This is a genomic window from Gaoshiqia hydrogeniformans (genome assembly GCF_049347105.1).
GTDB classification, from domain to species: Bacteria; Bacteroidota; Bacteroidia; order Bacteroidales; family Prolixibacteraceae; genus Gaoshiqia; species Gaoshiqia hydrogeniformans.
The window spans coordinates 5,132,049-5,144,737 of record NZ_CP186334.1 but is presented as its reverse complement, the minus strand read 5'-3'; the positions used below and the strand labels follow the sequence as shown (position 1 = coordinate 5,144,737).

The following is a 12,689-nucleotide window of genomic DNA, read 5'->3' as shown; positions in this document are numbered from 1 at the left end:
TTTACCAACCTTTTTTTATCGTTTCTACAATCAACTCGCGTTCTTCGGTTGTGAGCCACCAGCCACAAGGTAAATGTACCATCTTTGAGTAAAATTTATTGAGGTTCGGTAATTTTTGATTAAAATCGTTCAGATAACCGTGCCAGTCGTTGCGTTTGTGAAGTTCCGAAGCCATTATTCCGGCTTCAGACATTTTTCGGATAAATCCGTCCCTGTTTCCCACTTTTAGGGTGTAAAGCCAATAGGATGGTTCGCTACCTCGATAATATTGCAACAAGTCAATGCCAGGAATTTCCGTTAATTTCTGGTCAAAATATTTTCCATTATCAATGTATTGATTAACAACTGAATCAATATTTTTCAGTTGAATAAGGCCAATGGTTGCATTCACATTGTTCATGTGGTATTTGTAACCCTGAAACTGGATGTTGTTTTCCAAGCGGGTCTTTGTTTTATCAATACCAAACCAGCGGAGCAGTTTTCCTTTTTCGTACTCATCTTTATTTTGAATTTGAAGCATACCTCCATCAACAGTAGTAAGGTGCTTTATGGCTTGGAATGAAAAGACAGTGTAGGGGAAATGATTTCCTGTTTTCAAGCCATTGAATTTAGCTCCAAGCGCATGAGCAGCATCATGAATAACCGGAATGTCGTATTTTTTAGAAATATCTTGAATTTGAGAAACATTTACCGGAACGCCGGCATAATCAACGACCATTATTGCCTTTGTTTTTTCGTTGATGTTTGCTTCAATTGATTCAGGTGAAATGTTGCCTGTTTCTAAATCTACATCAGCATACCTTATTTTTGATCCAATCATTTTGATGGCTACGTTTGTTGGTTCAGCGGTAAGGGCTGTTGAAATTACCTCATCTCCTTCGTTAACTCCGGCAAGAATTAATGCAATATGCAACGCTGCTGTTCCTGAGTTAAGCGAAAGAGAATGACCGCTGCCAATATATTGTTCGAATGCGCGTTCGAAAAGCTCAACCTGCTCTCCCTGGGCTACATATCCACTATACAGAACTCTTTCCAATTCCGGCATCAATTTTTCCCTTTGGGGAATATTCGTTTTAACAAGAGGTATCATCTAGTTCCGTTTTAATTCATCTTGTACATATTCAAGGCTCAATAACAATTCTTTCAATTCCTCAACATTTAACCTCTTTGTATTATCTGAATTGTATTCTTCAGCTATAAGCTTCGGCCCTTCTTCTTCTCTATATTTGGTGTAATTTAAATCCCGAAAGTCGGCTGGAATTCTGTAAAAATCGCCCAAGTCTTCCGCTTTCGCCATTTCTTCTCTTCCACATAAAGTTTCAAACCTCTTTTCTCCGTGCCTTGCCCCAATTACCTGAATTTCATTATTTGCATTGAAAATCTCTTTTAAAGCAGTGGCTAATATTTCGATTGTTGCTGCTGGAGCCTTCTGAACAAATGTATCACCAGGATTTGCATTTTGAAAAGCATATAAAACGAGATTAACTGAATCATCAAGAGACATCATGAAGCGAGTCATTCCAGGATCAGTAATTGTCAATGGTTTTCCTTCTTTTATCTGTTGAATAAACAAAGGAATAATAGAGCCTCTTGATGCCATCACGTTGCCATAGCGTGTTGCACAAATGACGCCGTTATTGCTTTTGACTCTGGGATCGCGAGCTTTAGAAATTGCGATTTTCTCCATCAATGCTTTAGTCATCCCCATCGTATTTATGGGATAAACGGCTTTATCCGTACTTAAAACCACAACCTTTCTTACATTGTTTCTCGCCGCCGCTTCTAGTACGTTCTCAGAACCTAGAATATTTGTTCTTACAGCCTGCATTGGATAGAATTCACATGATGGCACTTGTTTTAATGCTGCTGCTTGAAAGACGAAATCAACATCACGCATAGCAGAATTGATGCTATCGAAATCACGAACATCACCAATGATAAAATTCAATTTGTCATTTTTATAATGAATTCTCATATCTTCTTGCTTTTTTTCATCTCTGCTGAATATCCGAATTTCTTTTAAGCCGGAATTGAGAAATCGTTTTAGAACAGCATTCCCAAAAGAACCTGTTCCACCAGTAATTAAGAGTGTTTGATTTTTAAACATTTTTTGTATTGTATTGATAGCTATTTTGATACTTACATTTTCTTAGTCTACAATTTAATCTGTATCACAATGTATACGAATTAGTTTTTAAGTATTTTTAATAATCAGTTCGTACACCTGTCTTTTCCTGTAACGATTATTTGCTTTACTCATCACGCCCTAAGCTGCCGGCTCGTTGAGCGGCCTGGATACTTCACGGATCATCGCGGCTTTATTTGTTCCAACCGGTTTAACGGTCCCTGTCTCCGGCGCTTTCCGGGTTTGTTTCCTGCCCCCGGGCAAAACCAGACTAAGCCGGTTTTTTTTGTCCTTTTTATCAAAAGGAACAAACGGGGGTTGGATGTGGCTTGCTCTATTTTGTCTCATGTTTGCTTTTATGTTTTTTATTTCAAGTTTCAAACTCTCCCGACTTCACTCCTGATAAACCGGGACTTTCATGGGTCGCATGCTCTTTGCCCCATGCGCCATGCTGCTCACAGGATTTCCCAGTAGCCTCCTTTGGCCGGGCCGATGCGTTTGATCAAGCCAAGCGCTTTTAGTTTGTTGATATTGTCCAGCACTTTTCGTTTTGAAATACCAATATTTTCGGCTATTTGTAACATCGAAATACCTCTGTTTTCTTCGATTAATTTTATTATTTTTTGCTGATTTTCCGTCAGGTTATCGGGGACCTTATCGGGGACCTTATCGGGGACCTTATCGGGGACCTTCCTTTGCCTATCAGCGGCATCTTTTATGACATCCTTTTTTTCTTTGAACAAAACAGCCCGGAAGCCATTAAATACTTCTTCGAATTTCGGTTGTTTAACACCGTAGTCTTCACAAATATTCATGATGCGCCTGATGCCGGAACCATAACGTTCGATCAGTCCCACCTCTTTAAATGCTTTTGCAATTAATTTATTCCGGGTTTTCGAGCTGTAATTTCCCGTCAGCAAGTCATCAATGGTGATGCCACCGTAAAGTTTTCCCGGGTTAAAGAATTCGATCCGGTCGTCAAATATTTTGATGATGCTGGCGCTGCTGTCCCTGTAATCGCGGTGCACGACCATGTTAATCACGATCTCGCGGATGGCATCCAACGGATAATCAAAACGTTCCGTTCGTTGCGGTTCACCCGTAATGATGTACTCCACCATCAGGTGCTTCTTTATGAAGGCGATGATTTCATCAACCTCGGTAAACAAATCGGTATTCAGCGAAACACTGTCGATGATGGTGGTCGGGCTTTTAAATCGTCCTGCCTGTACATCGCTGATCAGGCAATATTCTTTCACGAAAAGCAAATAACCGCCAAAGGTCAGTTGATGATCACGAATAATTTCCAGTTTCGCCAGAAAATCCAGGTGGGGCATTTCAATTCTTTGCTGTGTCCGTTGTCCGATCATCTCAACAAAACGCTTCACTTTTTCGGCAGCAATATGCTCTATGCCATGATTGGGATCAGGATAAAAGTCCCAGCTTGTATTGATGGTTTTAAGATATTCGTCAGCGATTTCATTAACACTCATCAAATGGTTGGAGTTGGCAATGCGTTTAAAATATTTCCCTCTTGTGGCTACCGGTTTAACAGGATATTCCTGGATGGAAAAAACCACTACTGTTTTGTTCCCGACCCCGATCACGTCTGCGTCCGGAATTAACATGGGCGATGTTTTATTTTTGATCTCGTTGATCCAGTTTTGCACCGTCTCCGAATTGACAGTAAGCCCGGTAACTTCATGTTTTTGATTAACGCCGGCAACAACCTTTCCTCCTGTTGTGTTGGCAAATGCCACGAGGGTTTCAAGCAGTTCGTTGTTGAAACTGCTTTTGAACTCAAGGTTTTCGCCTTCGCCTTTGGTCATGATCTGTTGAAGTTCGGCTACCGTCATTTTTAGTCCGTCAATTGCACAAAATTACATAAATTTAGATGGTTTTGTTGATTACCTCCATGATCCGGGGGCAAGCTTCTCCATCGCCGTATGGATTATTCGCTTTACTCATCACTCCGTAAGCTGCCGGCTCGTTGATTAGCCTGGATACTTCACGGATAATTATTTCTTTATCCGTACCTACCAGTTTAACGGTTCCGGCATCAATTGCTTCGGGCCGTTCGGTGGTATCGCGCATCACCAGCACGGGTTTACCCAAGCCGGGAGCTTCTTCCTGAATACCGCCCGAGTCGGTAAGCACCAGGTACGACAGGTTCATCAGGTACACGAAAGGGAGGTAATCCAACGGTTCGATAAAATACACATTCTGTGTATCCGAATCACATGAGTTATTACGAATTTCACGAAGGTCGCCGAAAACTGCTGTGATGGCATGGCGGACATTGGGGTTCAGGTGCATGGGGTACACAAAGTCGACATCCGGAAATTGTTCGGCCAGTTCTTTAATGGCTTCGCAGATATTCAGGAAACCTTGTCCGAAGTTCTCGCGGCGGTGACCTGTGATTAAGACAAGCTTTCGCTTGTTGGTGATCAGGTGTTTAGGTGATTGAACGGAAGAGTGGGTGTCCCAGGCTTGTAGTTTCTCAAAGGGTAAGCCGAAGTTCACCAACTTTTCAGTAATGGCTTTTTCCAGGGTTTCATCTTTTTTCATCTTATCGATGACCCAGAAAAGGGCATCAATCACGGTGTTTCCTGTTATATGGATGTTTTCTTCTTTTACGCCTTCACGCAACAGGTTTTGGCAACTCAGCGGGGTGGGTGCGAAATGCCAGGTAGCCAGTCTTCCGGTTAACTGGCGGTTCATTTCTTCAGGCCAGGGGCTGTAGATGTTGTAAGTGCGTAAACCTGCCTCGATATGTCCCACGGGGGTTTGTTGGTAAAAGGCGGCTAAGGCGGCGGCAGTTGAGGTAGAGGTATCGCCGTGTACCAGAACGACATCCGGTTTAGCAATTTTTAATACCTCGCGCATACCCACGAGTACCCGTGAAGTAACATCGTATAAATCCTGGCCGGCTTTCATGATGTTCAGGTCGTAATCGGGAACAATTTCAAATAAGTCCAGCACCTGGTCCAACATTTCACGGTGTTGCGCGGTCACACACACTTTGGTATCGAACTGTTCCGGGTATTTTTGCAACTCCTTCACCAAGGGCGCCATTTTGATGGCCTCGGGGCGTGTCCCGAAGACGAGTAGTATCTTTTTTTTCATGTTGCTATTTTTTGAATACGCCGGCAAAGTCGAGGATAATTTTGTCTTCGCGATAACTTAATGTTTTAAATTCGTTGTGTGCCACCAGAAAGGCAATGATGTCGGCTTTTTCGTAGGCTTCTGCATAATTGGTCAGTTTGAATACACTGTGCTCATTGATATTGGGTTCTACAATGATGAAGTTGTTTTGCTCCGACTGCATCACTTTTTGGGCGATATATTTTGCCGGGCTTTCCCGCAAATCGTCAATGTTTGGTTTAAATGCCAGTCCCATGATCGCCGTTTTGGGTTTATAACCATGTTTTAATTCAAATTCGAGCATGGCATTCTTTATTTTTTCGGCACACCAAAAGGCTTTGTAATTATTAATCTCGCGGGCGGTACCAATCAGCCGCGATTCGCGCGGGTAGTCCGATACAATGAAATAAGGGTCAACCGCGATACAGTGACCGCCGACACCGGCCCCGGGTTGAAGGATATTGACCCGCGGATGTTTGTTGGCGAGTTCAATTAATTCCCAAACATTAATTCCTGCTTTATCGCAAATGATGGACAGTTCGTTTGCAAAGGCAATTTGCGCATCACGCGAGGAGTTTTCGGTCAGCTTACACATTTCGGCGGTGCGGGCATTGGTCGCATGAAGGGTTCCTTTCACAAAGCGGGCATAAAACTCTTTTGCCTTTTGAGTCGATGCATCATCAATTCCGCCAATTACCCGGTCGTTGTGAATTAGCTCATGCAATACGTTACCGGGTAATACCCGTTCAGGACAATAAGCAATGTAAAGTTGTCCCATCAAGTCAGGGCGTTCTTTAAAAATCAGTTCCGCCATTTTCTCCGTGGTCCCCACCGGTGATGTGGATTCAATAATATAGGTATCTCCGGCTTTGAGTTTCGGAAGTACATGTCTTGTCGCGGCTTCAACAAACGAAATATCGGGCTCATGGTTCCCTTTAAACGGCGTAGGGACAACGATTAAGTGTACATCGGCCTCGATGGTTTCGGTTGAGGCCTTGAAATAACCGGATTCAACACCGGCTTTGACAACCGATTCAAGGCCGGGTTCAATGATGTGGATTTTGCCCTGGTTAATTGTATTAATAACCCGCTCATTAATGTCGACGCCATGTACCTTTAGTCCATTTGCAGCAACAACCGCAGCTGTTGGAAGACCAATATAGCCTAATCCTATAAATTGAATTTGCATATTTTCGTTAATTGATTTTTTATATGTTTTCAGTTGTTATTTCATTGAAAAACAGATATCTAAAAATTAGCTTCGGCAAGCTTTTCCTGACAAGATTCGGATCTGTTTTTTTTCGCTCCCAAAAGTAATCAAATTCCCCCAAGAAGACGAACGGAAAAGTAAAAAGATTACTGTTAATTAATGAGCAGTGAGTTCCGGGCTTTGGTCTTCTCGTTAAAAAAGTACCTGAGGACCAAAGTGGCAACGTGCCCGACTAAAAAGGTGATTAAATCCGGCGAATGTTAATCGTTAAGAGGTAATCAGTAATCAGTAATCAGTAATCAGTAATCAGTAATCAGTATGTGAACTTAGCTGCTTCCTGGCGTTCTTTGCGTTAAATAAAAGTACCTGAGTATCTAAGTGCATAAGTGCCTGAGTACCAAAGCACCTGAGTTTTGGTTCCTGGCTCTTGGCTCTTGGCTCTTGGTTCTTGGTTCTTGGTTCCTGGTTCCTGGCTCCTGGTCATTAGTCACTGGATAATTGGTCACTGAGCACTGAAGCTTTCTCCGTTTTCCGTTCTCCCGTCTCCGGTCTTCGTTAATTGGTCAATGCAGCTTGGAGCATAGAGCTTGGGGCTCGTTTTCTGTGGAACTTTGCGTTAAGAAAGTAACTAAGTGTCAAAGTGCCTGAGTACCAAAGCACCTGGTTCTTGGTTCCTGGCTCTTGGTTCCTGGCTTCTGGGCATTGGTCACTGGATAATTGGTCACTGAACACTGAACACTGAAGCTTTCTCCGTTTTCCGTTCTCCCGTCTCCGGTCTTCGTTAATTGGTCAATGCAGCTTGGAGCATAGAGCTTGGGGTTCGTTTTCTGCGGAACTTCGCGGCTTCTCTGCTTCCTTTGCGTTAAAAAGAGTAGGGAGCGCCGGGGTTTGGTCTTTGCATTAAAAAAGGGTATGATTGTCTACGGTTATGAGTACCAACGTTGCGCCGTTCATTTCGGGTTAGCTGATATCCAGGTAATTTTTTGTGTGAAGAATGATTTTTGATTTTATGGCATTCCAGTCCACTTTTTTTAACATGACCGGAAGTTGTTCATTTTCCGCATCTTCAAAATAAGTGAGACTTTTTAGGACCAGAAATTCAGAACCATCCGGAAACTTTTGCCGATAAAATTTGAGCATCATTTCCATCGAAAATTCATCTAATAAGAAACCGATGTCGATAAAATCTTTTTTAGAGCCCCGTCCGGTTATTGCTGCAAGTTTCATTGCAGCAATATCGCTTTTTGCTGCCAACCGGATTCCGTCAACCAAAAGACAGGGTGCGAGCCAGGGGTAAGGGTAATTGACAAAGTCGACCTTAATTTTATTAATAAGGTATGTTTTAATATTGCTGGTCTTGTTTATTAATTGCACGGAACCCAATGGTTTAAGGACCGTTGTAAATTGATAATCATCCAGATCAAGATATCCAAATAAATCAAGGTCAATCGATCTCCGGTGTCCGATCTGCAAAGCCAGGCTTGTGCCGCCAACCAAATTCAATTCGCTGAATTCCCGAATGTGCATTAACCTGCTTAGAAGTTCCAGTGTCGGGGGGTCGATTGTTTCCAGGTGTAACATTTGAATTCTTCTAATTTTGATCCTGACAGCCCGGCAATAAAGTGGAATGATTTGTCATCCAGATCCCGGATTTGTTTTGCTTCCTGGGTAATTTTTTCCAGACCGAAATGTTTATAAAACAGGATCCAGTCGTTAATTAATCCATATTGCAATATTCTGGCTAGTACAAAATGAAAATCCTTATCCAAATCCAGTTTAACCGGGTCAACATCCCAAAATAAATGAGGAGACAGATCGTGGACCGTTAATGTACCTTGTTTTTGCATAAAGTAATCATCTGGTCTACAAAGATATCAAATTAAGCGAATGAATGGGTATTTCCGGTTGTTAGTTTGTCTTTTTGTAATCGGAGGTTGGATAATTGGGCATGGGGCAGAGAGCAGAGGGCGAGGTGGAGTTGCTACATTTGAATGTGCCAAAGTGCCTGACTAAAAAGGTGATTGAATCTGGAGACTGTTAATCGTTAATCAGTAATCGGTAATCAGTAATCGGTAATCAGTAATCAGTAATCAGTAATCAGTAATCAGTAATCAGTAATCAGTAATCAGTAATCAGTAATCGGTAATCGGTAATCGGTAATCAGTAATCAGTAATCAGTAATCAGTATGTGAACTTAGCTGCTTCCTGGCGTTCTTTGCATTAAAAAGTAACTGAATATCTGAGTGTCAAAGTGCCTGAGTACCAAAGCACCTGAGCGCCAAGGTTCCTGGCTCCTGGCTCTTGGTTCTTAGTTCTTAGTTCCTGGCTCCTGGCACCTGGCACCTGGCTCCTGGTCATTAGTCATTGGATAATTGGTCCCTGAGCACTGAAGCTTTCTCCGTTTTCCGTTCTCCCGTCTCCGGTCTTCGTTAATTGGTCAATGCAGCTTGGAGCATAGAGCTTGGGGCTCGTTTTCTGTGGAACTTTGCGTTAAAAAAGTAACTAAGTGTCAAAGTGCCTGAGTACCAAAGCACCTGGTTCTTGGTTCTTGGCTCCTGGCTCCTGGCTCTTGGCTTTTGGTTCCTGGCTCCTGGGCATTGGTCACTGGATAATTGGGCATTAGGACTGGTGAACTGGGGGATGGGGTGTTGCTGCTTTGTTGCCTTCGGCTTTTTTTGGATGTTTTTATTCTTAAACAGATTCGTGGTCAGCATATACCTCTTTCCCGGCCCACTCCTTCAATGAAACAACAAAGCTAATCATTCGGGTGATTTCATCGTCGGTTGGAACCCGTTCTGCCATTACCTCCAGGGAACAGAAATTCATGAAAGAATTGAAAAAACGGGCTTCCGTGAAAAATTCCTCAGACACGGGCTTGAGCTTTTTAATTTCCCTCAACATATTGCCGATTGTGGAATGGTGGGGCAATTTGTTGCTCCGCGAAAGAACCGACATTAATAAACTCTCAAGGGCCAGGCCAATTGTATTGTAAATTACGATGTTGCCCAGCTTGTTCTTTTCTTTTGCGCCTGTTGCCGCTTTGCAATAGGCCAATCCTTCGCTGAAATATTTATCCCATTCTTCCATGTTTTTCCTCCACTTATTTTGTTTTAACTGATTTGGCCAGCAAAACCAACTCCTCCTCATTCAATGCCCGCTTTTTCCCGACGGACAGTTCTTTCGCACGCAACGTCAGAACCTGAGATTCTGCCTCGCTGAGCGCGATTTTTTTCTTCCTGAAAAAGTCGCTGATCATGGCTTTTCCCGAATGTTTGCCGATAACCAATTCGGTTTTTCTGCCAATTTTTTCGGAGAGAAATGGCTGGTAGGAAAGCTCATCGTGCAAGAGGCTCCGGGCGTGGATGCCCGATTCGTGCGAGCAAACCAGTTTGCCCGTAATTGGTTTTGCTGGCGGAGTTGGCCTGCCCGAGGCTTCGGCTACAAAATGGCAAAGCTGTTGCAAGGCCGGAAGCCGGATGCCGGTTTTATTTGCAGATGACAGGTCCAGCGCCACGGCCAGTTCTTCCAGACAGGTGTTTCCGGCCCGTTCGCCCAGGCCGTTTACCGTAGCGCTCACAGAGCCGGCTCCCGACATCAGCGCGGTAAACGAATTGGCTGTTGCCATTCCCAGGTCGTTGTGCCCGTGAAACTCGAAATCGGCAAACGGGAAAAGCGAACGGACTGATATCAATAAGTTGGCTGTTGTCAGTGGATTTAGCACGCCAACGGTATCGGCCAGCCGGATGCGGTTAGCCCCCTTTGCCAGGCAGGCAGCGATAAATTCGTTCAGGAATGCACGATCGGCCCGCGAAGCATCCTGTGCCCCTACGGCCACAAAGCCGAATTCAGAGCGGGCAAGCGAAATCATCGGCCCGATTTGTCGCATTACCCATTCCCGGTTGCGGCCCATTGCCGAAAGCTGGATGTCGGAAACCGGGAATGAGATGCTGATCCGCCCGGCGCCGGTCTTTGCCGATGCCCGGATATCGGCCTCCGTGGCCCGTGCCCAGCAGAGCTTGTCAAAACGAAAACCTGCCCGCACGATTTCCCGGATGATCCTGAGCTCATTGTCACCCATGGCGGGGGTGCCCACCTCGACCTCAGGCACACGGCATTCATCCAGCAAAGCGGCGATTTTCATTTTTTCTTCCATCGAAAAAACCACTCCCGGAGCCTGTTCCCCGTCGCGCAGGGTAGAGTCGATGAGAATCGCCTCCCTCAACCCTTCCGAAGGAGGGGGGAAAGAAGAGGAGCCTTCCCCAAGCCCTCCAACGGAGGGGAGTAAAGACGCTCGTTGATACGTTAAGTTATTCATTTTGATGTCCCCGGCTGTTTACTTCGTTAATCGTTAATCGTTAGTCTTCAATCTGGTATAAAGCCAAATATCCGTTAAACACATCCCTCCTTCGAAGGGGGTCAGGGGGAGGCTTTTCTATTCGCTGATCAGATACGCCTCAACCGCATTGCCTTCTTCAAGGGCGTCAAGAATTTCGTCGATCTTTTCAGTTGTAATAGCCCCGTACCAAAAGTTATTGGGATGGATAACCATCACCGGACCCTGCGAGCAAACATTCAGGCAGGCTGTTGACGAAACTGCCGCATCAATTCCGCGGTCGGCGCATTCTTCGGTGACATATTGGATAAATTCGGCGCCCCCGTTTTTATTACAGTAACCTTTGGCGTCGCCGGCAACCCGGTACGAGTTGCAAATCAAAATGTGATAATCTGGTTTTTTCATTGTATGAGATATTAGATAATAGATTAAAAGACGAATTTCCAATCTTGAGGAAGCAATAATCAATATCCGGAAAAACTTTGAGCAAGGCGTAACCCGAAAACCGGATTTTGCATTCCGAAACGTTTCTTCAACATCCGGTTGCCTTGCCGGTGCAGGCAGCGCCGCATTTAAAAACATCTGCTTTTTTTACAGTGCGGAGTTCCTTCCCTTTGTAAACCGCGTCCAGGCCCTCGTCGATCAGCCCGGTCATTTCAATAATGCGGATGCCCGACCGGCCGATGGTTGCCGACGGGCTCGGACCAATACCACCCACCAGCAATGCCCGGCAATCGTTCAATAAAGCTGAAAGTTCCTTCCAACGTTCGTTGCCGGTTCCGGCAGGCGGAGTTTTACGCTGTTCCACCAGGCGATAACCATTGGGCGTTTCGCGGAAAATGTACAGGCTTTCGGCTTCGCCCAGATGCTGGTTCACCAACATTCCCTCGTAACTGGCCACAGCCACAAACCGGCGGTTTTCGTCGGGGGCGACCGATAAGTTCGTTATATCTGACATAATCTTTTTGGCTTCCGGATCATCTTCTCCCAACAAGCCAACGGCATCGGCGCGGCAGCGTGCGCAATGGGTCATCGGTTTCAGGTGTTTGGCAATTTTACCCCTGATCTCGCGCATGGTCAGCAGGTCAGGTTCTTTCAGGTTTTCAAAAGGAGTGCCGGTAACCGGATAGAGCGGAATGGCGTTCATTAGCCCGGCGCCCATTTCTTTGGCTTTTTCAGCAATATTTTCAATTAAATGGTCATTTATCCCGGGCATAACAATGGTGTTTATCTTGATGGTTATCCCAAACTGCCGGAGCATTTTTATGGCATACAACTGGTTTTTCAGCAAAAGTTCTGCGGCAGCCTTACCCACGTATCCGCGGTTTTCGAAGCGTGCCCACTTGTAAATGGCTTGCGTATCTTCGGGGTCAAGGCCATTCATGGTGATGGTAACGTGGCTGACGCCAAGCCCGGCCAGCTCGTCGGCATAGGTGCCGATGTTGAGCCCGTTTGACGAGAGGCACAAAATCATTTCAGGGAAATGCTGCCGGACCAAGCTCAGGGTGGTAAGCGTTTCGTCCGGGTTGGCAAAGGGATCGCCGGGGCCGGCAATCCCGACAACCGAAAGGTTTGGCATTTTCTCCTTCAGCCGGATCAGGTAGGCCAATGCCTGTTCGGGCGAAAGAACCTGGCTGGTTACTCCCGGGCGGCTTTCGTTTACGCAGTCAAAATCGCGCTTGCAATAATTACATTGGATATTGCACCTGGGAGCCACCGGCAGATGCACCCGGGCATATTTGTTTTTTGCCTCCATACTGAAACATGGATGGGCAAAGCCTCCCCCGGCCCCCTCCGAAAGCGGGGACAAGGAACCAACATTTGTAGGTTTATCTTGTGAAATCGGCTTATTCATTTTTGATACTTTAATGTTCATA

Annotated in this window: 12 protein-coding genes; all 12 read right to left on the bottom strand. The window is 45.0% G+C overall.

Annotation, left to right across the window (positions count from 1 at the left end):
- Window position 1: 1 nt before the first annotated feature.
- The 12 genes from ACOIT5_RS20425 to ACOIT5_RS20370 all read right to left on the bottom strand — a co-directional run bounded on the left by ACOIT5_RS20425 (window position 2) and on the right by ACOIT5_RS20370 (window position 12,667).
- The gene (locus ACOIT5_RS20425) at window positions 2-1,090 is read right to left on the bottom strand and encodes a DegT/DnrJ/EryC1/StrS family aminotransferase (protein WP_423128021.1); all 1,089 of its coding nucleotides are present in this window, start codon (window positions 1,088-1,090) and stop codon (window positions 2-4) included.
- Window positions 1,091-2,107, bottom strand: a complete 1,017-nt coding sequence (locus ACOIT5_RS20420; protein WP_423128020.1) for a polysaccharide biosynthesis protein — start codon at window positions 2,105-2,107, stop codon at window positions 1,091-1,093.
- A 159-nt stretch (window positions 2,108-2,266) separates the two neighbouring features.
- A complete protein-coding gene (locus ACOIT5_RS20415; protein WP_423128019.1) occupies window positions 2,267-2,473 on the bottom strand; it encodes a hypothetical protein in 207 nt (68 codons plus the stop codon).
- Between the two features lie 107 nt (window positions 2,474-2,580).
- A complete protein-coding gene (locus ACOIT5_RS20410; RefSeq protein WP_423128018.1) occupies window positions 2,581-3,981 on the bottom strand; it encodes an ATP-binding protein in 1,401 nt (466 codons plus the stop codon).
- Window positions 3,982-4,015: 34 nt separating this feature from the next.
- A complete protein-coding gene (wecB, locus tag ACOIT5_RS20405; RefSeq protein WP_423128017.1) occupies window positions 4,016-5,251 on the bottom strand; it encodes a non-hydrolyzing UDP-N-acetylglucosamine 2-epimerase in 1,236 nt (411 codons plus the stop codon).
- 4 nt (window positions 5,252-5,255) lie between these two features.
- Entirely contained in the window at window positions 5,256-6,458 is a 1,203-nt protein-coding gene (gene wecC / locus ACOIT5_RS20400) for a UDP-N-acetyl-D-mannosamine dehydrogenase (protein WP_423128016.1), read from the bottom strand.
- A 981-nt stretch (window positions 6,459-7,439) separates the two neighbouring features.
- Window positions 7,440-8,060 (bottom strand): nucleotidyl transferase AbiEii/AbiGii toxin family protein, encoded by a 621-nt coding sequence (locus tag ACOIT5_RS20395; RefSeq protein WP_423128015.1) that lies wholly within the window; start codon window positions 8,058-8,060, stop codon window positions 7,440-7,442.
- Complete coding sequence (locus tag ACOIT5_RS20390) at window positions 8,015-8,326, bottom strand: DUF6922 domain-containing protein (protein ID WP_423128014.1); 312 nt, start codon at window positions 8,324-8,326, stop codon at window positions 8,015-8,017. Before ACOIT5_RS20390 ends, ACOIT5_RS20395 begins: the two co-directional genes overlap by 46 nt.
- Window positions 8,327-9,170: 844 nt before the next feature.
- On the bottom strand, window positions 9,171-9,566 hold the full coding sequence (locus tag ACOIT5_RS20385; protein ID WP_423128013.1) for a hypothetical protein: 396 nt from the start codon (window positions 9,564-9,566) through the stop codon (window positions 9,171-9,173).
- A gap of 13 nt (window positions 9,567-9,579) precedes the next feature.
- On the bottom strand, window positions 9,580-10,794 hold the full coding sequence (locus ACOIT5_RS20380) for a homocitrate synthase/isopropylmalate synthase family protein (RefSeq protein WP_423128012.1): 1,215 nt from the start codon (window positions 10,792-10,794) through the stop codon (window positions 9,580-9,582).
- A 117-nt stretch (window positions 10,795-10,911) separates the two neighbouring features.
- Window positions 10,912-11,394 carry a (2Fe-2S) ferredoxin domain-containing protein gene (locus ACOIT5_RS20375; protein WP_423128011.1) on the bottom strand — a complete coding sequence of 161 codons (483 nt, stop codon included), beginning with the start codon at window positions 11,392-11,394 and terminating at the stop codon, window positions 10,912-10,914.
- On the bottom strand, window positions 11,345-12,667 hold the full coding sequence (locus ACOIT5_RS20370; protein ID WP_423128010.1) for a radical SAM protein: 1,323 nt from the start codon (window positions 12,665-12,667) through the stop codon (window positions 11,345-11,347). Before ACOIT5_RS20370 ends, ACOIT5_RS20375 begins: the two co-directional genes overlap by 50 nt.
- Window positions 12,668-12,689 lie beyond the last annotated feature (22 nt).